Source organism: Janthinobacterium woesei (assembly GCF_051380875.1).
In the GTDB taxonomy this organism is placed as follows: Bacteria; Pseudomonadota; Gammaproteobacteria; order Burkholderiales; family Burkholderiaceae_D; genus Janthinobacterium.
The window spans coordinates 281,103-302,788 of the sequence record NZ_JBNYXW010000004.1; the positions used below are offsets into that span (position 1 = coordinate 281,103).

Below are 21,686 nucleotides of genomic sequence, written 5' to 3' on the forward strand. Positions count from 1 at the left end.
TGTGCTGTGGGCATGGGCGCAACATTTCAGCGCGCATGCCCTTGCCAGGCCTGATTGCCCGTAGCTATATCACGTATAATCTTCCCTTTAAAGCTGCCGCCACTCTTTGCCAAAAAAACATGAAATCATCTGAAATCCGCGACAAGTTCCTCAAATTTTTCGAGTCCAAGGGCCATTCCATCGTCCGTTCCAGCTCCCTGGTGCCAGGCAATGATCCGACCTTGCTGTTGACGAACAGCGGCATGGTGCAATTCAAGGACGTGTTTACAGGCACGGACAGCCGCCCGTACACGCGTGCCACCTCCGTGCAGCGCTGCGTGCGCGCCGGCGGCAAGCACAACGACCTGGAAAACGTCGGCTACACGGCGCGCCACCATACTTTCTTTGAAATGCTGGGCAACTTCAGCTTCGGCGACTATTTCAAGCGCGATGCCATCCAGTACGCGTGGGAATTGCTGACCAAGGTATATGGCTTGCCGGCCGACAAACTGACGGTCACCGTGTATATCGAAGATGATGAAGCGTACGACATCTGGGCCAAGGAAATCGGCGTACCAACCGAGCGCATCATCCGCATCGGCGACAACAAGGGCGCGCGCTACGCTTCGGATAACTTCTGGCAGATGGCCGATACGGGCCCATGCGGTCCGTGCACGGAAATCTTCTACGACCATGGCGCCGACATTCCTGGCGGCCCGCCGGGTTCGCCGGACGAAGATGGCGACCGCTTCATTGAAATCTGGAACCTGGTGTTCATGCAGTTCAACCGCGACGAAGCGGGCGTCATGCACAAGCTGCCCAAGCCTTGCGTCGATACGGGCATGGGCATGGAACGCCTGGCCGCCGTGCTGCAGCACGTGCATTCGAACTACGAGATCGACCTGTTCCAGCATCTGATCCGCGCCGCCGCGCGCGAAACGGGCGCCACGGACCTGGAAAACAAGTCGCTGCGCGTGATCGCCGACCACATCCGCGCCGCCGCCTTCATGATCGTCGACGGCGTCATTCCTGGCAGCGAAGGGCGCGCGTATGTGTTGCGCCGCATCATCCGCCGCGCCTTGCGCCATGGCCACAAGCTGGGCCAGACCAAGCCATTCTTCTACAAGCTGGTGGCCGACCTGGCCATCGAGATGGGCGGCGCCTATCCTGAGCTGGAAGAAGCCAAGGGTAATGTCGCGAACATGCTCAAGGCCGAGGAAGAGCGTTTCGGCGAAACCCTGGAAACGGGCATGAAAGTGCTGGAAGCGCAGCTGGCCAAGGATGCCACCGGCATCGACGGCGCCACCGCCTTCACCCTGTACGAAACGTATGGCTTCCCGCCTGACCTGACGGCCGACATCTGCCGCGAACGCAATATCATTTTCGACCAGGCCGGCTACGACGCGGCGCTGAAGGAAAGCCAGGAACTGTCGCGCAAGGGCGGCAAGACGCACAAGGATAGCAAGGTCGAGTACGCGGGCGTGAAAAACAAGTTTGTCGGCTACGATCAACTGACTTTCAGCAGCAAGGTTGTCGCGCTGTATGCAGCCGGCACGCCGGTAGTCGAACTCAAGGCGGGCCAGGATGGCATCGTGGTGCTCGACACCACGCCGTTCTACGCCGAGTCGGGCGGCCAGGTGGGCGACCAGGGCGTGATTTCCGCAGGCAGCGGCACTTTTGCCGTCAGCGACACCCTGAAAATCCAGGCTGACGTCTTCGGCCACCATGGCGTGCTCGCATCGGGCGTGCTCAAAGTGGGCGACGCCGTCTCGGCCGAGGTCGATACGGCCAAGCGCGCACGCACCATCCGCAACCACTCGGCCACGCACTTGATGCACAAGGCCTTGCGCGAAGTACTGGGCGGCCACGTGGCGCAAAAGGGCTCGCTGGTCGACCCGGACAAGACCCGTTTCGACTTCAGCCACAATGCACCGATGACTGCCGAGCAAATCGCCGCCGTGGAAACCATTGTCAACAAAGAGATCCTGGAAAACCACGCCACGCAATCCCACCTGATGTCGTTTGACGATGCCGTCAAGCATGGCGCGATGGCATTGTTCGGCGAGAAATACGGCGACGAAGTGCGCGTGCTCGACATCGGCAGCTCGAAAGAGCTGTGCGGCGGCGTCCACGTGCAGCGCACGGGCGACATCGGCCTGTTCAAGATCATCGGCGAAAGCGGCGTGGCCGCCGGTATCCGCCGCGTCGAAGCGGTGACGGGCGAGGGCGCGCTGGCGCTGGTGCAAAGCATCAACCGCCGCCTGGTCGAAGCGGCGCATGCGCTGAAGGCGCCGCCGGAAGAGCTGACGGCCCGTATCGTCCAGGTGCAAGACCATGTGAAGGCGCTGGAGAAGGAATTGGCGGCCTTGAAGTCGAAACTGGCGTCCGGCCAGGGCGATGAGCTGGTCACGCAGGCGGTCGATGTGAACGGCATCAAGGTGCTCGCTGCCGTGCTCGACGGCGCCGACGTGGCGCGCCTGCGCGAAACCATGGACAAGCTGAAGGACAAGCTGAAAACGGCCGCCATCGTGCTGGCCAGCGTTGCCGACGGCAAGGTCAGCCTGATCGCCGGCGTCACTGCCGACGCCACTGCCAGGGTCAAGGCGGGCGAGCTGGTGAACTTCGTTGCACAGCAAGTGGGCGGAAAAGGCGGCGGACGCCCCGATATGGCGCAAGCTGGCGGCACCGATCCTAGCGGTCTGGCCCATGCCTTGGCCGGCGTACCGTCCTGGGTGGGCGAACGCGCGAAATAAGGCGTAAGCTAACAGGCATGCGGGGTTTTCGCCCCACAGCCTCTTGAAAGCGGCCCGCAGACAGTGTTTGCGGGCCGTTATTTCTTTTTGAATGCCGTTGTGACCTCACAACAGCCGATGAACTATTTTGGTGCAGCGCGTCAATACCCCTGATTTAGAGTAGTATGTCGAAAATCAGTACAACAAAAATGGTGGGATATTGATGATGAGCGACACACTACTTGATACCGAGATTATGGAATTTCACAAGGAACTCGACGCACGGGGCTTGAATTGCCCTATGCCGATCCTGAAGGCGAAGAAGGCTTTGTCAGAGCTGCAAAGCGGCGAAGTGCTGCGCATCATGGCAACCGATCCCGGTTCCGTGCGCGACTTCCAGGCCTTTGCCAAGCAAACGGGCAATGCCCTGCTGTCGCATGTGCAGACGGGCACCGAGTTCGTCTTCCTGATGCAGCGCAAATAATTCTGCCAGCCGGGGCCGCCGTGGCGCGGCCTGGTTTCCGTTGCCTCGCCGGCGCCTTTTGCTGCCCTGCAGCGCAATAAATAACTCCCTGAATTTGACTAAGCGTGGCAATTTAGATGATTTGCTCTAACAAAAAATCGCACGATCGTGCTTAAATTCGGTTCAGGACGCAAATTTCTCTTATAATCGAACGCACACTCAGCACTTGATCCGTCATTTTTATAATTTCCCAAAGGCATAGCTATGAAAGTCTTGGTACCCGTCAAACGCGTGGTCGACTATAACGTCAAAGTCCGCGTCAAGAGTGACGGCACTGGCGTCGATACCGCCAACGTCAAAATGTCGATGAACCCTTTCGATGAGATCGCGCTGGAAGAGGCGATGCGCCTGAAAGAAGCCGGCAAGGTCACCGAAGTGGTTGCGATTTCCTGCGGCGTGACGCAGTGCCAGGAAACCCTGCGCACCGCCATGGCCATCGGCGCCGACCGCGGTATCCTGGTGGAAACGACGACTGAACTGGAACCGCTGGCCGTGGCCAAGCTGGTCAAGGCCCTGGCCGAGAAAGAGCAGCCGCAATTGATCATCCTGGGCAAGCAAGCCATCGATGACGACAGCAACCAGACCGGCCAGATGCTGGCAGCCCTGCTGGGTTGGCCACAAGCCACCTTCGCCTCGAAAGTCGTGCTGGAAGACGGCAAAGTCACCGTCACGCGCGAAGTCGACGGCGGCCTGGAAACCCTGGCATTGACCTTGCCAGCGATCATCACCACCGATCTGCGCCTGAACGAGCCGCGCTATGTGACGTTGCCGAACATCATGAAGGCCAAGAAAAAGCCGCTCGAGACCGTCAAGCCGGAAGACTTGGGCGTCGATGTGGCGCCGCGCCTGAAAACCCTGAAAGTCGTCGAGCCAGCCAAGCGCTCGGCCGGCATCAAGGTGCCGGACGTCGCTACCCTGGTCGCCAAGCTGCGCACCGAAGCCAAAGTCATCTAAGCGCGGCCCCGCCGTTTATCCAGAACAATTACAGGACACATCATGGTCGCATTAGTTATTGCTGAACACGACAACGCTACCTTAAAGGGTAGCACCCACCACACCGTGACCGCCGCTGCCCAGTGCGGCGGCGACGTGCACGTGCTCGTCGCAGGTTCGAACGCTGCGGCCGCTGCGGCCGCTGCCGCGCAAATCGCCGGCGTGACGAAAGTCATCGTGGCCGACGCGCCTTACTTTGCCGACGGCCTGGCCGAAAACGTGGCCGAGCAAGTGCTGGCCATCGCCGGCAACTACAGCCACATCCTGGCCCCGGCCACCGCCTACGGCAAGAACATCCTGCCACGCGTTGCCGCCAAGCTTGATGTAGCGCAAATCTCGGAAATCACCAAGGTCGATTCGCCCGACACGTTCGAGCGCCCAATCTACGCCGGTAACGCCATTGCCACCGTGCAATCTGGCGACAAGGTCAAGGTCATCACCGTGCGCACCACCGGTTTCGATGCGGCTGCCGCCAGCGGCGGTTCGGCTGCCACAGAAACCATCGCAGCCGTGGCTGACAACGGCAAGTCGGCCTTCGTGGGCCGCGAACTGGCCAAGTCTGACCGTCCTGAACTGACCGCCGCGAAAATCATCGTGTCGGGCGGGCGTGGCATGGGTTCGGCAGAAAACTTCCATATTCTGGAGCCGCTGGCCGACAAGCTGGGCGCCGCCATGGGTGCTTCGCGCGCCGCCGTCGATGCTGGCTTCGTGCCGAACGACTGGCAAGTGGGCCAGACGGGCAAGATCGTTGCGCCATCGCTGTACATCGCCGTCGGTATCTCGGGCGCGATCCAGCATCTGGCCGGCATGAAAGATTCGAAGACCATCGTTGCCATCAATAAAGATCCGGAAGCGCCGATCTTTGCCGTGGCCGACTACGGCATCGTGGGCGATCTGTTCGAGATCGTGCCGCAACTGGTTAAAGAGTTGGGTTAAGTCGTACCCATCCCGGTTTTGTATATTACGAAGCCACGCCGGCCCGCCCCACACGGCGAGCCGCGCGTGGCTTTTTTCTTGGAGAAAATAAAATGAGCTATCAAGCCCCGCTGAAAGATATGTTGTTCGTCATGAACGAACTGGCCGGCCTGGCCGACATCCACACCCTGCCTGGCTGCGAAGACGCGACGCCGGATACTGCCGAAGCGGTGCTGGAAGAGAACGCCAAGTTCTGCGGTGGCGTGGTGGCCCCTCTGAACGGCCCCAGCGACAAGGAACCGAGTTTCTGGCACGATGGCCAGGTCACCACGTCGAAAGGCTTCAAGGAAGCGTTCAAGGCGTATGGCGAGGCGGGCTGGCAGGGCGTGCAGCATCCAACCGAGTTCGGCGGCCAGGGCTTGCCCAAGCTGCTGGCGACGCCCTGTATTGAAATGCTCAACTCGGCCAGCATCTCGTTCGCCCTGGTGGCCCTGCTGTCGGATGGCGCCATCGAAGCGCTGCTGACGGCCGGCAGCGATGAACAAAAGGCGATTTACCTGGAAAACCTGGTGTCGGGCAAGTGGACCGGCACCATGAATCTGACGGAGCCGCAGGCGGGCTCCGACCTCGCTGCCGTGCGCACGCGCGCCGTGCCGCAGGGCGACGGCACCTACAAAGTGTTTGGCACGAAGATTTTCATCACGTATGGCGAGCACGACATGGCGGAAAACATCGTCCACCTGGTGCTGGCCCGCACGCCGGACGCACCCGCAGGCGTCAAAGGCATTTCGCTGTTCATCGTGCCGAAATTGCTCGTCAATGCGGACGGCAGCCTGGGCGCGCGCAACGACGCCCATTGCGTCTCGATCGAACACAAGCTGGGCATCAAGGCCAGCCCCACGGCCGTGTTGCAGTTCGGCGACCATGGCGGCGCCATCGGCACCCTGGTGGGCGAGGAAAACCGTGGCCTGGAATACATGTTCATCATGATGAACGCGGCCCGCTTCGGCGTGGGCCTGCAGGGCATCGGCCTGGCCGAGCGCGCCTACCAGCAAGCGGTGGCGTTTGCCAAAGACCGCGTGCAGTCGCGCGACCTGGCAGGTTCCCCTGGCCCGGTCTCCATCATCCAGCACCCAGACGTGCGCCGCATGCTGATGTCGATGCGCTCGCAAACGGAGGCGGCGCGCGCGCTGGCCTACGTGGGCGCGGCCATCAGCGACGTGGCGCACCACCATCCGGACGCGGACGTGCGCGCGGAAAGCCTGGCGACCTATGAATACCTGGTGCCCGTCATCAAGGGCTGGTCGACGGAAATGGCGCAGGATGTTGCCCGCGACGGCGTGCAAGTGCATGGCGGCATGGGTTTCATTGAGGAAACAGGTGCCGCCCAGCATTACCGCGACGCCAAGATCCTGACCATCTACGAAGGCACGACGGCGATCCAGGCGAACGACCTGGTGGGGCGCAAGACGGTGCGCGACGGCGGCGCCGTGGCGAAAGCCATCATCGCCCAGGTGCGCGCCACGGAAGCCCAGTTGGGCGAGCTCTCCGGTGCTGATTTCCAGGCCATGCAGCGCCACCTGGCCGAAGGCAGCGCTGCCCTGGAGGCGGTGGTCGAGTACGTCGTGGCCAACATGAAGTCAGATATCAAGGCGGTGTTTGCCGGCAGCGTGCCGTACCTGAAGCTGGCCGGCATCGTACTGGGTGGCTGGCAAATGGCGCGCGCGGCCGTGGCGGCGCAGCAAAAGCTGGGTGAGGGCAGCGGCGACGCCTCGTTCTACAAGGCCAAGATCGCCACCGCGCGCTTCTTTGCCGATCACATCCTGTCGCAAGCGCCCGGCTTGCGCGCCACCATCATCGACGGCAGCGCTGGCGTGATGGCCTTGTCCGAAGAGCAGTTTTAATTTAAAAACCTTGCCGTTGATGGTCGATGGCCGGCTCGGCTGGAAGAAAAAAAGCGCTGGAGAGTGATCTCCAGCGCTTTTTTCATGCGCGGCGGGTGGCTGGCCGAGGCTTATCTGCGGGCAATGCCTGTGCCGGAATTGCGCACCAGGTCGCCTGCGGCGAGGCCAGGGTCCTGGTCAAAGGCGAAGTCGGCTTTGGCGCCCGTTTCATATTGCACCGTGACGGTCCATGTCTTGGCGTTTTTCATGTGGCCTTCGACTTGCTTGCCGGCAAAAGCGCCACCGGCGGCACCGGCCAGTGTGGCCAGGTCCTTGCCGCGTCCGCTACCCACCTGACGCCCCAGCAGGGCGCCGGCCACGCCGCCGCCGATCATGCCCAGGGCGCCGCCTTCACCGGCTTTTTCGCTGACATTGACTGCCAGCACCTTGCCGCAGTCGGCGCAGATTTGCTGCTGTGCAGGCTTGCTGTTCTGGCCGGCATAGGAGTTGCCCGCTTTTTGTGCCGCCTTGGCGTGGATGATGGCCTGGTCGTACTCGCTCTTGGCGTCGCGCAGGCACTGCATGCGGGCTTTCGAACTGGTCTCTTCGGCGCACAATTTCTTATCGTCCGCATGACGCGTGCTGGCCTGCTTCGTATCGTAGGTGTATTGCGCCTTGGGCGAGAGGTTCTGCGCGAAGGCGGAAGTGCTGAACAGGGCCGTGATGGCCACTGCGAGGATGAATGGGCGACGTATCATGAACTTCTCCTGTGTGGGTGTTGAATGTGCCAGTAATGCCAGCATTGTGAATCCAGTATAGAGGAAAATCATGATTGCTTACCAACACTTACATGTGCGCCGGGTGCACATGACTGACGTGATTTTCACGCGAGAATTAACCGTAGGCGCCGCCCGTGTACAGCAAGTCGAACAGGCGCGCCATGGTAGCGATCAGCATGCCTGCGCCTAGCATCAAGGTGGCGACCAGCACCACGGCCAGTGGCCAGCCCGTGTCCGATTGGCGGCCTGTGCCGGCGTTGTAGCGCGCATCCCATTTGTCGTCCGGCATCAAGCCCAGTACCAGTGCTTCCAGGAAGCCGGCCAGCGCAGACAGGGTCAGGGGCAGGATCTGGTAAAACCAGTCGGCCTCGGGATACACCTGGCGCAGCAGCAGCGTGGCGGGCAGGGCGGCCAGGTGCAGCCAGCCCCAGGCATCCCTGATGCCGTGCAAATAAAAACGCTGCGCGCCCAGGCCACCCAGCAGGAAGGCCAGCAGGGTAGTGAACGCCTTGTTCTTGTGCGACTGTTGCAAAATGGTCGTGGTGGTCATGGGACTCCAGAGTTGCTTTTCGGTAAATATGGCCAGTATTGCGCATTGTCCGGCGCAGCGATAGCTCTTTCATGCAGCATTGTGCGATGATGTCGCGTGATCCAGCGGCATATTCATGCCATTGCCGGCACGATAGACGCACGCGCCTATTGCGTCTTCGGCGATGTCTGGTCATAATGTTTGATTAGCCCAAATTACACGCCCGTCATCATAACGCTTGCTGCCTGGCGGTAAAGCGCGCTATAATTTGCGGCTTTTTCCGCCTCAGCACACTTTTTGGAAATATTATGGTCGTTATTCGTTTAGCTCGTGGAGGCGCCAAGAAGCGCCCGTTCTTCAACATCGTCGCTACTGATTCGCGCAATCGCCGCGATGGTCGCTTCATTGAGCGTATCGGTTTTTACAACCCGATGGCGCAAGGTGGCGAAGTCCCACTGCGTATCACCGCAGACCGTCTGGCCTACTGGCAAGGCGTTGGCGCACAATTGTCGCCAACCGTTGCTCGCCTGGTAGCTAGCAACAACAAAGCAGCAGCTTAATTAGATCACTGGTTTGACGGTCAAGACTGCATCCGGGGTGAAAGTCCCCGATGACCTGGTACAGGTAGGCTATGTCTCCGGTGCCTATGGCATTGCTGGCGGGGTCAGGATCACTCCTTTCTCCGACGACGCGGATGCATTATTAAGCGTTAAAACCTGGTGGTTTGATAAACCGACCTTGCATGATGTCGAAGTCAGGCAGGCGAAGTTACACGGCGGCGACGTCGTGGCCCAGCTGGTGGGTGTGGTCGGGCGGGATGCCGCAGAAGCGCTGAAAGGCGTCTCTGTGCAAATTCCGCGTAGCCATTTCCCGACGCTGACGGCCGATGAATTTTATTGGTCCGATCTGATCGGACTGACAGTTGAGAATTTGCAAGGCGAGTGCCTCGGTGTAGTGACTGACATGATGAGCAATGGTCCGCAATCAATCTTGCGCGTTGCTCCGGTCGCCATTGCCGACGATTCCTTCGATAAGGCGCCTGAGCGCCTGATCCCGTTTGTCGGTCAATTTGTCATTAACGTTGACAAGACCGCCAACAAGATCACGGTCGACTGGGGCCTCGATTATTAAACCGCCTGCGCTTTATATTGCGCCGGGCAATGTTTTTGAGATGGCGAGCGATGCAATTTGATGTCGTGACCCTGTTTCCGGAAATGTTTGCCGCGCTGACGCAGTCGGGTGTGACCCGGCGTGCCTTCGAACAGAATAAATGTGGCTTGTCGCTGTGGAATCCCCGTGATTTCACGACCGATAATCACCGTACCGTGGATGACCGCCCATATGGCGGCGGTCCTGGCATGGTGATGATGGCCCGTCCGCTCGAAGCGACAATTAATGCCGCAAAGCAACGCCAAGCCGAACTCGGCCTGGCGGCGCCCCGCGTGGTGTTCATGTCGCCGCAAGGCCGTCCGCTGACGCACGAGCGTGTCACGCAGTTGAAAGCCGAGCCTGGCCTGGTAATCCTGTGTGGCCGCTATGAAGCCGTGGACCAGCGTCTGCTGGACCGTTGTGTCGACGAGGAAATCAGCGTCGGCGACTTCGTCCTGTCGGGCGGTGAATTACCCGCCATGGCGCTGATGGATGCAGTGATCCGCCTGTTGCCAGGTGTCTTGAACACCGAGGCATCGGCCATCGAAGACAGCTTCGTCAATGGCTTGCTCGATTCGCCGCACTATACGCGGCCGGAAACATATGAAGGCATGTTTGTCCCGCCCGTCTTGATGGGTGGCAATCATGCCGAGATAGGCAAGTGGCGCCGCCAGCGCATGCTGGAAGCGACCGTAAAGAAGCGTCCTGACCTGCTGGTCAGCGCGCGCGCCGCCGGCTTGCTCAGCAAGACCGACGAAAAATTCTTGGCCAGCTTGTAAAACCGTCTTCTGATGGCCAGCAGGGTGGTTGATAGTGCCGGGCATGTTGCCCATATGCAATACCCATCCTCTACCGGGCGGATAGTACGCTATCCACAGTGCGCCGGCATGATGGTTTTCGGAGTTATAAAATGGACTTGATTCAACAATTAGAGCAAGAAGAAATTGCTCGTCTGGGTAAAACCATTCCTGAATTCGCACCAGGCGATACCGTTATCGTCAGCGTCAACGTAGTCGAAGGTACGCGCAAGCGCGCCCAGGCATACGAAGGCGTCGTTATCTCCCGTCGTAACCGTGGCCTGAACTCGAACTTCATCGTTCGTAAGATCTCGTCCGGCGAAGGCGTTGAGCGTACGTTCCAACTGTACTCGCCGCTGATCGCTTCGATCGAAGTGAAACGCCGTGGTGATGTTCGCCGCGCCAAGCTGTACTATCTGCGTGAGCGTTCGGGTAAATCGGCGCGTATCAAAGAAAAATTGCCAAATCGCCGCGTTGTGGCGAAAGCAAGCGCGTAATATCAGCGTCTGCGTTGGGAAAAGGGTGCCTTTCGGCGCCCTTTTTTTATTGATGCTGTCTCAATGGAGAATGGCTGCATGGCCACCATCACATTTGATCCACAACAACTTGCCATCGATAGTATCGCAGGCGAAGCGGCGCTGGACGCCGAGCGCCTGACGGCCGGCTGGCTGCGCCAGCGCCTGCGCGAGCAGCCTGACTGGCGCCCCGAGATTACCCAGGATTTTCTGTCTGCCCGCGCCGAACCGGTGCCGGCCGCCGTGCTTATTGCCTTGGTGCAACGCCCGCAGGGCCTGACCATCCTCCTGACCATGCGCACCGATCACCTGAGCAGCCATGCCGGGCAGGTCAGCTTTCCCGGCGGGCGCAGCGAGCCGTTCGATGGCTCGCCGGTCGCCACCGCCCTGCGCGAAACGCAAGAGGAGGTGGGTTTGTCGCGTGCACATATCGAAGTGCTGGGCTGCCTGCCCGACTACCTGACGGGCACCGGCTACCGGGTCACGCCCGTGGTCGGCCTGGTCACGCCGCCGTTCGAGCTGCGCGCCGACCCGTCGGAAGTGGCGGAAATCTTTGAGGTGCCGCTGGCCTTCCTGATGGATGGCGTCAATCATCAGCGCCTGTCGGTGGAATTGCCGGGCGGACGCCGCTCGTTCTATGCCATGCCGTACGAGCGGTTCTATATTTGGGGTGCTACTGCCGGCATGCTGCGCAATCTGTTTCACCTCTTGCGCGCGTAAAATGGCGCCCCGCACGTAATAAGTTTGATTCCAGCACTGCACTGCGCTATCGTAGCGGGCATTGCGGTATTGCTGAAAAAGACAAAAAGGACGTTTGATGACATTTCTCTCCATACTTTGCGCATTGCTGATCGAGCAGCTCAAACCTTTGCGCGCGGACAATCCCATCTACGCCGAGATCAAGAGCCTGGCCATGCGCATGGAGACCTGGTTCAATGCCGGCCATGCCAACCATGGCCGCATGGGCTGGTTCCTCATGATCGGTGTGCTGATGGTGCCGACGGCGGGCGTGTACTGGATCTTGCTCCATTACCAGTTGACCCTGCTGGCCTTTGCCTGGAATGTCCTCATCGTCTATCTGACCCTGGGCTTTCGCCATTACAGTCATTACTTCACCTCGATCCAGCTGGCCTTGAGCGCCGGCGACGAAGCGACCGCGCGCACCTTGCTGGCCGAGTGGACCAAGCTTGACACGGTGGGCATGGAGTCGAGTGAAATTGCCCGCATCGCCGTCGAAAAAGCCCTGATCACCACGCATCGCAATGTATTTGGCGTTTTCTTCTGGTTCCTGTTGCCGCTTGGCCCTGCCTGCGCCGTGATGTACCGCGTGGCCGAATACCTGGCACGCGCCTGGAACGAGCCCGAGCACATGCGCAATGAAGCATTCGGTCAGTTCGCCGCGCGTGCCTTTTACTGGATCGACTGGATTCCCGTGCGCCTGACGGCCGTGGCGTTTGCCGTGGTGGGTAATTTCGAGGACGCCATCTATGCCTGGCGCAATTTCGCTCAGCGCTGGCAGGACGAGGCCATCGGCATCATCCTGACGGCTGGCGGCGGCGCCATGGGCGTACGCCTGGGCACGCCCGCAGAGACGGCGGCGCGCGTGGTCACCACACCGGACATGGCCGTCGATGACAGCGACAGCGAAGGCGATATCTTGCCGGGCGAAGAGCCGGGCGCGCGCGCATTGCAGAGCACGGTGGGCCTGGTATGGCGCGCCTTGCTGCTGTGGATGCTGCTGTTGCTGCTGATGTCGGGCGCCGTTTTCCTCGGCTGATGCCAGCGCCGCTACCGGCGCACAGCGCGCGTGCATGCGCCTTGCGCGTGGAACAGGGTTAAAATAGGGGGCTGACGTGCAATCCGCGTCAGCCCCTGTTTGCATCTGCAGGGCAGATCGAGGTAGAACCCAAGTCTTCTATAAGATATAATACTGACTTACCGCAGTACACGCAGCGCAGTTACACAACTGAACTACCAGCCCGGCTTACCCGCCGGGGCCATTCACGCAATCCAGTCCCGACAAGCCACATGGCCGAGTTATCTCAAAAAACAGGGGAACTCTCAGACGAGTTCTTCATCCTTGGTCTCACCAGCAATGGCAAGCAATTCCGACCCAGCGATTGGGCCGAACGCCTTTGCGGAGTGATGTCCTGTTTCAATCCTGAGGGTGGCGGGCGCAACGCGCACCTCCAGTATTCGCCCTACGTGCGTCCGACCGTCGTCAATGGCGTCAAATCGGTGGTGGTCAATACCAAGCTGCGCGAGATCGAGCCGCTGGCGTTTCACTTCGTGCGCGATTTCGCCAAGGATAACGACCTGCAGATCGTCGAAGCCTGCTTCCTGCCGCCACCCGAAGAAAAGTAAGACCCGTTCAATTGATTTGCCTCAAGCCCGCCACCGTGGGCTGGCGTAGCGTTGACATTCCGGTGGTGAGGGAGTGGCGACATGCGTATCGGCGCTATTGGCACTGTGCAAACGATTCATTGCCAGCGTGATACCCGCGTGATACCAGCGTGCAGCAAGCGGCGCCGCCGATGCGCCAGCACCACGTTGGCGACCAGGCCGTGGCCGGGCAGCCCAACGGCGAGCGCTCTGCCGTCGGCATCCTGGCCGAGCGCGCCATCGTCATCTCCGTCCATCTCCGTCATCGCCATCAGCGCACGCGCAAATGCGCTGGCCATGCAAATCGCTGCGATCGCACGCAAATGGCAGGCACATCGTCTCAGCCTGTTCAGGCGATCTTGGTACCGCGTAGAGCACGCGACAGGAAATGCTGCGTTCTGGTGCGCTGCGCCAATCCAGACCGCGCCAGCGTTTTATCATATTCCCCACGCGGCGACATAATCGCCGCTTTCTCTCACCATTGCCTTGCATATAGCCTGGCGCGATGCGGCAATAATATTGATTGCACTGCAATTGCACTGCAATCAGTGGTTTTGGCTGGTATGGGGAAACTCTACGATTGGTATTAATTGGTACTTAATTCGGCCACGAAGTCATACATATCGCCGCGGAAGTATGAGCGGCAAAATTCCACGGCGCGGCCATCGCGCAAAAAGCCCAGCCTTTCGACCGATAGCCCCGCGTCGCCTTCCTCCGCCTGCAGCAAACTGGCCTGGTCCCCCGTCAGCAATAAGGCGCTCAGGCGTTGCAAGGCCCGCGTGGGGCGGTTGCCTGCCAGTTCCAGCGCGTCGTACATGGAGACGTCGACGGCGTCCAGGCCCGGCAGGCAGCTGGCCACGATGGTGGCGTATTCCAGGCACATCGGCACGTCGTCCGCATAGCGGATGCGGTGGAAACGATAGACGGGCGCGCCCGGCGACAGCCGCAGGCGCAAGGCCTCTTCCGGCGTGACGGTTCCCTCTGAACGCTTGAGCCAGACGCTGCGCGGCGTGCGCCCGCGTGCGCGCATGTCCTCGGAAAACGAGGTCAGCTTGGCGAAGTTCTTTTCAATGCGCGTATTGATGAAGTTGCCCGAGCCGGGGCGCCGCACCAGCAAGCCTTCGTTGACCAGGCCATCGATGGCCTTGCGCACGGTGATGCGCGAAACGGCCAGGTCGCTGGCCAACTGGCGTTCGGCCGGCAAGGCTTCGTCGGGGCCGAGGATGCGTTTGTCGATCGCTTCGCGCAGCGCGCGCTGCAATTGCTGGTACAGGGGCAGGCTACTCGTCTGCCCCAGGCCTTGCATGATGTGAGCCAGGGTTGTCATACGCTTCAATGTCTCCGTTACGGCGCGTTGCAGACGCGCTCTGTCGCTGTTTTGTGTCGCTGGATAATACCAAAAAAGACCGTTATAAAACCAATTTCAATTATCAAGTCAACAATTTTTGTTTTTTCTCGCTGGTATGTCGTCCTGTCATACGGGCTACGCAATGAATGACCCAAAGTGGTCTGTGTGATGCAAACAACGTTATAAAAAAAAAGTTGCAACTGGTAGTGTTCTGGTATTGGATAGTAGTATATTGGCGTTGAATTGGTTTTGTAAGTGGTTGTGCCGAAGGGTCTGCAGTGTGCCAGCGAGAGTGGGCGGGCTGTAAAGAAGATCTACGTTAAAAATGAAAAGGTTCCAATCCTGGAGCTTAAATCAAGGGGGAGTACATGAAACGCAATTTGACAGCTAGCTCTGCAGCACGCAATTTGACGCCTATCGCCGCTGCTGTGGCTATGTTGATGGCAGGCGCGAGTTTTTCGGCGCATGCGCAGGAAGCCGTTGCAAAAGAGACCAAGCCTGCAGCAACGGCCGATGTGGATGCCGGCCAGACCGTCGTCGTGACGGGTATCCGTGCATCGCTGGAACAATCCTTGAACCAAAAACGTAATTCCGACAGCCTGGTTGAAGTGATCACGGCGGAAGACGTGGGCAAGATGCCCGATAAGAACGTTGCTGATTCCCTGCAACGCTTGCCAGGCGTCAGCGTGGCCGCTGCCGGCGGCGGCGAGGGCAGTTTTGGCGAGAACGACCGTGTCGCCCTGCGCGGCACACCGTTCGGCCTGACCCTGACCACCTTCAATGGCCACTCGGTTGGCAGCGGCGACTGGTTTGCCGACAACATCATCGGTGGCGGCCGCAGCGTCAGCTTCTCGCTATTCCCTTCGGAACTGATCGGCCGCGTGACGGTGCATAAAGGTTCGCAAGCCAACCTGCTGGAAGGCGGCGCCGAAGGCGTGGTCGATATCGAGAGCCGCAAGCCGCTCGACTTCAAGAAATCCTTGACGGGTCAGGTCAGCCTGGGCGCCGTCTATTCCTCAAACTCGGGCAAGAAAGATCCTCAGTTCAGCGGCATGATTAACTGGAAGAATGAAGCCAGTACGCTGGGCGTATTGGTGCAGGGTTTCCATCAGAAACGTACGCTGAGCCGCGTCGGCCAGGAAAATCAGATCTGGTATGACAAAGTCGAGCCAGGTTCGGCCATGGCCCAAGGCATCCCTGGTGCAGCTGGCGCCATGACCAACTATCTGGGTGGTACCGCCTGGTTTGAACAGCAGCGTACTCGCGATGGCGGCTTGATCGATATCCAGCTCAAGCCATCGAAGGACCTGATGCTGGACCTGACCCTGTTCCACTCGCAGCTCGACGCGCCGAACATCAACCACAACTTCATGCAATCGCTGGGCCGCGCAATCGGCAACACCTGGGCTTCGCCTGGCTATCCTGGCGCGAATGTCAGCGGTACCGTCAGCAATGGCGTCGTGACCAGCGTCAATACCACGATTCCCGCCAATTGCCCGACTTGCGCCACGATGTCCGGTTCGGTGCAGGAAATCTTTAGCCGTCCTGTCGCCAAGAGCAAGTCCGACTTCATCAATCTGGATGGCAAGTATCGCGTCAATGACCGCCTGATGCTGACCGGTAAGCTCGGCACCACCAAAGGTGTCGGCGAAACCGTGAGCGGCGCGCTCGGTGTCTGGATGCCTTGGACGGGCGGCGGCTACACCATGAACGGTGCAAACAATCCGATCAGATATAACATTCCTGGCGCTGACAAGTTTTCGATCGGCGGCAATAGCGGTGATCCATACACCTACGGCTCGCACGTGAAGGCAGTGGACAAGGAAACGTATGGCCAGGTCGACGCTACGCTGAAACTCGATTTGCCTGCCATTTCGTCCCTGCAGTTTGGCGTGCGCGTCGCGCAGCACGAGCGCAAACTGGATGCGATCGGCATCAATTCGAATGTCGCAGGCAACACCGCTGCTGGCGCCCTGGGCAATCCAGCCAATTTGCCATTCGGAGGCCTGACCTCGTTTCCAAGTGGTTTTAACGACCTGGGCACGAATGGCGCGGGCTATTGGACGTTCTCGCAAGATGCCGTCAATGGCTGGCTGAGCAAGTATGCCAACTACTCCGGCCACCTGCGCCAGAATGAATTCAACATCAAGGAGCCGACCCAATCGGCCTATGCAATGTTGAATTTCGGTGCAGACAGCTTCTCGGGTAATATCGGCGTGCGTTTTGTTCACACCAAGGAAGATGTCGACCGCTACGAATTGAATCCAGCGGCACAGTATGTCATCAAGAACTATACGAATACGTATAACGACTTCTTGCCTAGCGCTAACTTCCGCCTGGATGTGACGAAAGATGTCGTTGGCCGTTTCGGCATCAGCCGCACGATGGCGCGACCTGAACTGGGTATGATGGCTGGCCTGGACTTGCGCGATCAGCAATTGTTCGGCATTGTCGGCAATCCGGATCTGCGTCCGATCCGCGCCAACAATGCTGAAATCGGCGTGGAATGGTATTTCGCTCCGAAGTCGATGCTGTCGGCTGGCGCTTTCTACTCGGCACTGGATGGCTACGTGACGTATGGCAGCGGCAAGGCAACGTTCTTCAATCAGTTGCAAGATAAAAACACCGAGTACGTGATCGGCACCCCGATCAACACGACGGCTGAAGTCAAAGGTGTGGAACTGGCCTACGTGCAAGCCCTGCCAGCTGGTTTTGGTGTCAATGCCAACTACACCTTTACGGATGGCAAGGAAACCGGCAAAGCAGCAGGTTCGGCTTGCGGCGCCTTGGTCAGCCCGGATTGCACGCTGATCGGCACGTCGAAAAATGCGTACAACCTTGGCGGTTTCTTTGAAAACGACAAGTTCAGCGCGCGTTTGACGTACAACTTCCGTTCGGGTTACCTGAACGGCACCAGCCGTAACAGTGCGGCGTTCCAGTCGTCGATCGGTAGCCTGTCGGCATCGATTGCCTATCAGTTGACCGAAAACCTGGCGATCACGCTCGATGGCAAGGACTTGAACAATCCGACTGTGCGTTCCGTCATCCATACTCCGGGTGCCGGCGATATGCCAGGCGCGCTGTACAAGAACGGCCGCCAGATCTACCTGGCACTGCAAGGCAAGATGTAAGACGTTTTACTTAGTTGATGCCCCCCGGCGGACACCCAGGATGGCATGACACATGGCGGAGCGCAGCTGGCTCCGCCATTTTTTATTGCAAGACGGTTTTCCTTAGATTGAGATACATCCAATGACATTACACGCAATGCTGGCGTCTTTTGCCTGCGCGCTGCCGCTGGCCGCTGTTGCTGGCACCGCCGCCCCTGCCACCGCCGCAACCTTCGCGCCGGAAGTGGTGGCTTATTATCCAGGCTGGAAATCGGCCGAGTTCCCCGTCAATGAACGCAACATTCGCGCAGGCAACGTCAGCCTGATCCAATATGCATTCGCCGACATTTGCTGGGATGGCGAGCATGGCAACCCGGCGCCCGATGGCGGCGGCATCCAGGCCTGCCTGGATGGGGAAGGCAAGGCCGCCCGGCCGGCCAATGGCAGCATTGTGCTGCCGGCGCCGCAGGCCGATGCCGAAAACCTGCGCAGGCTCATTGCGCTCAAACAACACAACCCCCGCCTGCGCGTCTTGCTGTCGGTGGGCGGCTGGATCTGGTCGAACCGTTTTTCGGACGTGGCCGCCACGCCGGCCGCGCGTCTGGCCTTTATCGCCTCGGCGCTGGAACTGGTGCGCCGGCATGGCCTCGATGGCATCGATATTGACTGGGAACACCCGGCCACGGGAGGGATTCCCTGTATTGAAGGCAAGATCTGCCACCGCAGTGATGACAAGGAAAACTATGTACGCCTCGCTGCCGAATTGCGCAGCGCATTCGCGCTGGCCGGCAAGCAAGCTGCAGGCCGCCATTACCTGATTACCATCGCCGCCGGCGCGCATGCCAGCCTGAGCGACGACAGCGGCGCGGCGCCCGGCTGGGTGGCCCGCCTGGCGGCGCAGCTGGACTGGATCAACCTGATGACCTACGACTACCGCGGCGTGTGGGATGCCGGGAATGGCCAACTGGCGCCGCTGTATGCCGATCCGGCCGACCCGCTGCGCGATAAAAACCTGCATGCCGACGCCACCGTGACGCGCTTCCTGCGCGCCGGCGTGCCAGCGGCCAAGCTGGTGCTGGGCCTGCCTTTCTATGGCTATGGCTGGAAGCAGTGCGCCGCCGGTCCCCGGGGCGATGGCCTGTACCAGGCTTGCCAGGGCGCGGCCAGCGGCAATGATGGCTCGCCGACATTCACCTACCGGCATCTGATCGAGCAGGGCTACCTGGTCGGCGGCAAGGGCGCGCGCGGCTTCCAGCGCTACTGGAATGCCGAGTCGAAGGTGCCGTATCTGTACAACCGCGACAGTGGCGTCTTCATCAGCTACGAGGATGCGCAATCGGTGGCCGGGAAAGTGCGCTATATCCGTGCCAAAGGCTTGCGCGGTGGCATGTTCTGGGAATTGAGCGGTGATGCGCAACATGTGCTGGGCAAGGCCCTGGCGCCAGTCTTGTCGAAGAAGAAGCCATGACGCAGCGCTATCTTGCACTCGACGTCCTGCGCGGCCTGACCGTCGCGCTGATGATCGTCGTCAATACCCCGGGCGACTGGGGCGCCGTGTATGCGCCGTTTTTGCATGCCGAATGGCATGGCTTTACCCTCACGGACCTGGTGTTTCCCAGCTTTCTGTTTGTCGTCGGCAATGCCCTGGCGTTTGCACTGGAAAAATACGCGCACCTGGGCCATGGCGCCGTGCTGGCCAAGCTGTGCAGGCGCAGCGCCGTGATCTTCGTGCTGGGCTTTTTGCTGTACTGGTTCCCCTTCTTCAAGATCGATGACGCGGGCCTGTTCGCCTGGTCGCCCTTGTCGCAGACGCGCATCCCCGGCGTGCTGCAGCGTATCGCCGTGTGCTACCTGGCCGCCGCGCTGATCCTGCATTACTGGAAGACGCATGGCGCGCTGCTCTTCAGCGCCGGTGCCCTGCTGGGCTACTGGGCCATCCTGGCGCTGTGGGGCGACTACAGCTTGCACGGCAATGCGCCAGCCAGGCTCGATGTATTGCTGCTGGGCGAGGGCCATTTGTACCACGGCGAAGGCGTCGCCTTCGATCCGGAAGGCTTGCTCGGCACCTTGCCTGCCATCGTCAACGTGATCGCCGGCTACCTGGCGGGCAGCTTCCTGCGCCAGACTGCGCCGGGGCAGTTGCGTGCCAGCCTGGTCCGGCTGGCCGTGGCCGGCGCCATCTGCGTGGCGGTGGCCCTGTGCTGGAACGAAGTGTTTCCGATCAACAAGAAGCTGTGGACCAGTTCCTATGCCATGCTGGGCATCGGCCTGGACTTGCTGCTGCTGGCACTGCTGATGTTCATCATTGACGTGCGTCAAATGACGGGCTGGACGTATTTTTTTGAAGTCTTCGGCAAGAACACCCTGTTCATCTATCTGGTATCGCAGCTGCTGGCGACGGTCGCGTTTACGGTGCGCATCGGCGGCGTCGCGCTGTACCAGTGGCTGTACCAGCAGTGGTATGCGGGCTGGGCACCAGCACGGCTTGGGTCCTTGCTGTTTGCCGTCAGCTTCATGCTGCTGTGCTGGCTGATTGCCTGCGTGATGGACAGGCGCAGGATTTACATCAAGGTCTAGCCTTTACGCCGGCGCCACGGCGCGGCAGGCAGGCAGGAAAAATCGAAAAAAAAGCGGCCCCGGCGTCAACCGGGAACCGCTTTGCTCATGCCCGATGGGCAGTAATTACTTTGCCGCTGCTGCCGGCGCTGCCGCTGCCGTGGCAGGACGGTTCAGCCACACGATCCAGTAGCGGGCCAGGTCGCCCACGCCGTCGCCGCCCTTGACCGTTTCCAGGACCTTGATGGCGTCATCTTTCTTGCCGGCCATGGCGTAGGAGTAACCCAGGCGCAGCTTGGCATCTTCAGGACGCTTCAGGCCGCCCTTGGCGATGCCTTTCTGGATCAGGTCGATACCTTTGTCAAACTGGTCCATCGTCACAAAGGCGTAGCCCAGGTTGATCAAGCCCGTGCCGTCCTTGCTCTTCATGGCCGAAGCTTCGCCGCTGACAATGCTTTTCACATCATCGGCGGCGGCCTTGTTGGCCTGGTCGCGCAATCTCTTGTGCTTGGCGGCATTCGCGCCCGTGCCCAGAACGCCTTTGGCAAAGCCCGCGTCGAGGACTTTTTTCGCTTCCGTCGGGAACGCGTTCTGCAGGGCGATTTCAGCCATGTCGCTGTAATCTTGCGGCGACATGGTCCCTACGGCCTGGTTTTGCAGGCGCAGCACGTCGAGCGCGAAGCGGTCGGAATAGCCTGCCTTGCCCTGCAGGCGGCCCAGCAGGTCGCTCCAGTAGTCATCGGACGGGTAATAGCGCACCAGGTTTTCCATGGCGATCAGGTAGGTGGCCGGGTCCTTGCTTTTCGAGCCCGTGTTGGCCAGCAATTGCAATTCTTCGAGGGTCGGTGTCTTGCCCGCTTGCTGCTTGGCCGTCAGGTCGGCCAGCAGTTCCTGCTTGGCGCGCGCGAAATCATTGCTGAAGTAATAGGCGCGGATGATGTAAGGGCGCACGCTGGCCACGTCGCCCGTTTCCGTCTGGTAGCGGGTGAACCACTTGATGGCGTTCGGGTAATCCTTGGCGTTGTAATGATAGTTGGCCAGCGCCTGGATGAAGTCGCCTTGCGATTTCTTGTCGAGCTTGCCCGATTCGATCACCGCTTCGAGCGCCGTCATGGCCATGGGCGCATTGTTGGTAGTCGATGCCAGTGCCACGCGCAAGCGGTTCAGCACGAACAGTTCATAGGGCGTCAGGGCAGGCGTGGCGGCAGCCTGGTCGATGCGGCTTTGCACGTCGGCGTAGTTTTTTGCATCCATCGACGCTTTGACGGCGGTCGGATCGAGCAGCTTGAAAATTTCAGGGCGCACCGTGTCGGCCGGGACAGCGGCAGGCGCGCCGGCGGCAGGCGCTGCCGGTTTGGCATCCTGCGCATGCGACAGGACAGGCAAGACATTCAGGCCGATGGCGGCGAGGAGCAGGCTAAGACGGGCAAGGCGGAATTGGGACATGGTCAATCCTTCAATCAATAACAAAAATACGCACCGGCACTGGCTGCCGC

General features: G+C 60.1%; 20 protein-coding genes. 15 read left to right on the forward strand and 5 right to left on the reverse strand.

All coding sequences use genetic code 11. From position 1 onward, the window contains the following. Window positions 1–119: 119 nt before the first annotated feature. The 5 genes from alaS (at window position 120) to ACQ4W6_RS06010 (ending at window position 7,046) form a co-directional block, all read left to right on the forward strand. On the forward strand, window positions 120–2,732 hold the full coding sequence (gene alaS / locus ACQ4W6_RS05990) for an alanine--tRNA ligase (RefSeq protein ID WP_436566266.1): 2,613 nt from the start codon (window positions 120–122) through the stop codon (window positions 2,730–2,732). Between the two features lie 205 nt (window positions 2,733–2,937). Then, window positions 2,938–3,195, forward strand: coding sequence for a sulfurtransferase TusA family protein (locus ACQ4W6_RS05995; protein ID WP_436566318.1), 258 nt, complete (start codon window positions 2,938–2,940; stop codon window positions 3,193–3,195). Between the two features lie 243 nt (window positions 3,196–3,438). Beyond that, window positions 3,439–4,188: an electron transfer flavoprotein subunit beta/FixA family protein gene (locus ACQ4W6_RS06000; RefSeq protein WP_099379460.1), complete on the forward strand. Its 750-nt coding sequence runs from the start codon at window positions 3,439–3,441 to the stop codon at window positions 4,186–4,188. Window positions 4,189–4,230: 42 nt separating this feature from the next. Then, on the forward strand, window positions 4,231–5,163 hold the full coding sequence (locus ACQ4W6_RS06005; protein ID WP_436566267.1) for an electron transfer flavoprotein subunit alpha/FixB family protein: 933 nt from the start codon (window positions 4,231–4,233) through the stop codon (window positions 5,161–5,163). 92 nt (window positions 5,164–5,255) lie between these two features. Then, complete coding sequence (locus tag ACQ4W6_RS06010; protein WP_436566268.1) at window positions 5,256–7,046, forward strand: acyl-CoA dehydrogenase; 1,791 nt, start codon at window positions 5,256–5,258, stop codon at window positions 7,044–7,046. 110 nt (window positions 7,047–7,156) lie between these two features. Here the strand turns inward: ACQ4W6_RS06010 and ACQ4W6_RS06015 are convergent, their stop codons facing one another. Together ACQ4W6_RS06015 and ACQ4W6_RS06020 are read right to left on the reverse strand one after the other, a co-directional pair. Beyond that, window positions 7,157–7,783: a glycine zipper 2TM domain-containing protein gene (locus ACQ4W6_RS06015; protein ID WP_436566269.1), complete on the reverse strand. Its 627-nt coding sequence runs from the start codon at window positions 7,781–7,783 to the stop codon at window positions 7,157–7,159. A 136-nt stretch (window positions 7,784–7,919) separates the two neighbouring features. Further along, the gene (locus ACQ4W6_RS06020) at window positions 7,920–8,354 is read right to left on the reverse strand and encodes an NINE protein (RefSeq protein WP_436566270.1); all 435 of its coding nucleotides are present in this window, start codon (window positions 8,352–8,354) and stop codon (window positions 7,920–7,922) included. A 287-nt stretch (window positions 8,355–8,641) separates the two neighbouring features. Between ACQ4W6_RS06020 and rpsP the strand changes: the two genes are divergently transcribed. From rpsP to ACQ4W6_RS06055, 7 genes are all read left to right on the forward strand, one after another. Further along, window positions 8,642–8,893: a 30S ribosomal protein S16 gene (gene rpsP / locus ACQ4W6_RS06025; protein ID WP_010395524.1), complete on the forward strand. Its 252-nt coding sequence runs from the start codon at window positions 8,642–8,644 to the stop codon at window positions 8,891–8,893. A gap of 13 nt (window positions 8,894–8,906) precedes the next feature. Continuing rightward, a complete protein-coding gene (gene rimM, locus ACQ4W6_RS06030; RefSeq protein ID WP_436566271.1) occupies window positions 8,907–9,464 on the forward strand; it encodes a ribosome maturation factor RimM in 558 nt (185 codons plus the stop codon). Between the two features lie 50 nt (window positions 9,465–9,514). Next, window positions 9,515–10,261 (forward strand): tRNA (guanosine(37)-N1)-methyltransferase TrmD, encoded by a 747-nt coding sequence (gene trmD / locus ACQ4W6_RS06035; protein WP_436566272.1) that lies wholly within the window; start codon window positions 9,515–9,517, stop codon window positions 10,259–10,261. Window positions 10,262–10,392: 131 nt separating this feature from the next. Then, window positions 10,393–10,776, forward strand: a complete 384-nt coding sequence (gene rplS / locus ACQ4W6_RS06040; RefSeq protein ID WP_010395528.1) for a 50S ribosomal protein L19 — start codon at window positions 10,393–10,395, stop codon at window positions 10,774–10,776. 78 nt (window positions 10,777–10,854) lie between these two features. Next, complete coding sequence (locus tag ACQ4W6_RS06045; RefSeq protein ID WP_436566273.1) at window positions 10,855–11,514, forward strand: CoA pyrophosphatase; 660 nt, start codon at window positions 10,855–10,857, stop codon at window positions 11,512–11,514. Window positions 11,515–11,611: 97 nt separating this feature from the next. Then, window positions 11,612–12,571, forward strand: a complete 960-nt coding sequence (locus ACQ4W6_RS06050) for a CobD/CbiB family protein (protein ID WP_436566274.1) — start codon at window positions 11,612–11,614, stop codon at window positions 12,569–12,571. A gap of 251 nt (window positions 12,572–12,822) precedes the next feature. After that, complete coding sequence (locus tag ACQ4W6_RS06055; protein WP_436566275.1) at window positions 12,823–13,158, forward strand: DUF3579 domain-containing protein; 336 nt, start codon at window positions 12,823–12,825, stop codon at window positions 13,156–13,158. 116 nt (window positions 13,159–13,274) lie between these two features. On the opposite strand, the gene ACQ4W6_RS06060 is transcribed toward ACQ4W6_RS06055, so the two are convergent. Both ACQ4W6_RS06060 and ACQ4W6_RS06065 read right to left on the reverse strand, forming a co-directional pair. After that, the gene (locus tag ACQ4W6_RS06060) at window positions 13,275–13,433 is read right to left on the reverse strand and encodes a hypothetical protein (protein ID WP_436566276.1); all 159 of its coding nucleotides are present in this window, start codon (window positions 13,431–13,433) and stop codon (window positions 13,275–13,277) included. A 329-nt stretch (window positions 13,434–13,762) separates the two neighbouring features. Beyond that, the gene (locus tag ACQ4W6_RS06065) at window positions 13,763–14,503 is read right to left on the reverse strand and encodes a GntR family transcriptional regulator (protein WP_436566277.1); all 741 of its coding nucleotides are present in this window, start codon (window positions 14,501–14,503) and stop codon (window positions 13,763–13,765) included. Between the two features lie 389 nt (window positions 14,504–14,892). On the opposite strand from ACQ4W6_RS06065, the gene ACQ4W6_RS06070 reads away from it, so the two are divergent. The 3 genes from ACQ4W6_RS06070 (at window position 14,893) to ACQ4W6_RS06080 (ending at window position 20,211) form a co-directional block, all read left to right on the forward strand. After that, the gene (locus ACQ4W6_RS06070) at window positions 14,893–17,655 is read left to right on the forward strand and encodes a TonB-dependent receptor (protein WP_436566278.1); all 2,763 of its coding nucleotides are present in this window, start codon (window positions 14,893–14,895) and stop codon (window positions 17,653–17,655) included. Window positions 17,656–17,776: 121 nt separating this feature from the next. Continuing rightward, a complete protein-coding gene (locus ACQ4W6_RS06075) occupies window positions 17,777–19,102 on the forward strand; it encodes a glycoside hydrolase family 18 protein (RefSeq protein ID WP_436566279.1) in 1,326 nt (441 codons plus the stop codon). Then, entirely contained in the window at window positions 19,099–20,211 is a 1,113-nt protein-coding gene (locus ACQ4W6_RS06080) for an acyltransferase family protein (protein ID WP_436566280.1), read from the forward strand. Before ACQ4W6_RS06075 ends, ACQ4W6_RS06080 begins: the two co-directional genes overlap by 4 nt. A gap of 105 nt (window positions 20,212–20,316) precedes the next feature. On the opposite strand, the gene ACQ4W6_RS06085 is transcribed toward ACQ4W6_RS06080, so the two are convergent. Continuing rightward, on the reverse strand, window positions 20,317–21,636 hold the full coding sequence (locus ACQ4W6_RS06085) for a tetratricopeptide repeat protein (protein ID WP_436566281.1): 1,320 nt from the start codon (window positions 21,634–21,636) through the stop codon (window positions 20,317–20,319). Between the last annotated feature and the right edge of the window lie 50 nt (window positions 21,637–21,686).

Bases quoted from the DNA above. Each gene is read 5' to 3' on its own strand.
- ACQ4W6_RS06060 (WP_436566276.1), bottom strand. From the start codon at position 13,433: ATGGACGGAGATGACGATGGCGCGCTCGGCCAGGATGCCGACGGCAGA.
- trmD (WP_436566272.1), top strand. From the start codon at position 9,515: ATGCAATTTGATGTCGTGACCCTGTTTCCGGAAATGTTTGCCGCGCTG.
- ACQ4W6_RS06020 (WP_436566270.1), bottom strand. From the start codon at position 8,354: ATGACCACCACGACCATTTTGCAACAGTCGCACAAGAACAAGGCGTTC.
- ACQ4W6_RS06070 (WP_436566278.1), top strand. From the start codon at position 14,893: ATGAAACGCAATTTGACAGCTAGCTCTGCAGCACGCAATTTGACGCCT.
- ACQ4W6_RS06085 (WP_436566281.1), bottom strand. From the start codon at position 21,636: ATGTCCCAATTCCGCCTTGCCCGTCTTAGCCTGCTCCTCGCCGCCATC.
- alaS (WP_436566266.1), top strand. From the start codon at position 120: ATGAAATCATCTGAAATCCGCGACAAGTTCCTCAAATTTTTCGAGTCC.
- ACQ4W6_RS06055 (WP_436566275.1), top strand. From the start codon at position 12,823: ATGGCCGAGTTATCTCAAAAAACAGGGGAACTCTCAGACGAGTTCTTC.
- ACQ4W6_RS05995 (WP_436566318.1), top strand. From the start codon at position 2,938: ATGAGCGACACACTACTTGATACCGAGATTATGGAATTTCACAAGGAA.
- rpsP (WP_010395524.1), top strand. From the start codon at position 8,642: ATGGTCGTTATTCGTTTAGCTCGTGGAGGCGCCAAGAAGCGCCCGTTC.
- rplS (WP_010395528.1), top strand. From the start codon at position 10,393: ATGGACTTGATTCAACAATTAGAGCAAGAAGAAATTGCTCGTCTGGGT.
- ACQ4W6_RS06010 (WP_436566268.1), top strand. From the start codon at position 5,256: ATGAGCTATCAAGCCCCGCTGAAAGATATGTTGTTCGTCATGAACGAA.
- ACQ4W6_RS06050 (WP_436566274.1), top strand. From the start codon at position 11,612: ATGACATTTCTCTCCATACTTTGCGCATTGCTGATCGAGCAGCTCAAA.
- ACQ4W6_RS06000 (WP_099379460.1), top strand. From the start codon at position 3,439: ATGAAAGTCTTGGTACCCGTCAAACGCGTGGTCGACTATAACGTCAAA.
- ACQ4W6_RS06015 (WP_436566269.1), bottom strand. From the start codon at position 7,783: ATGATACGTCGCCCATTCATCCTCGCAGTGGCCATCACGGCCCTGTTC.
- ACQ4W6_RS06045 (WP_436566273.1), top strand. From the start codon at position 10,855: ATGGCCACCATCACATTTGATCCACAACAACTTGCCATCGATAGTATC.
- ACQ4W6_RS06080 (WP_436566280.1), top strand. From the start codon at position 19,099: ATGACGCAGCGCTATCTTGCACTCGACGTCCTGCGCGGCCTGACCGTC.
- ACQ4W6_RS06065 (WP_436566277.1), bottom strand. From the start codon at position 14,503: ATGACAACCCTGGCTCACATCATGCAAGGCCTGGGGCAGACGAGTAGC.
- ACQ4W6_RS06075 (WP_436566279.1), top strand. From the start codon at position 17,777: ATGACATTACACGCAATGCTGGCGTCTTTTGCCTGCGCGCTGCCGCTG.
- ACQ4W6_RS06005 (WP_436566267.1), top strand. From the start codon at position 4,231: ATGGTCGCATTAGTTATTGCTGAACACGACAACGCTACCTTAAAGGGT.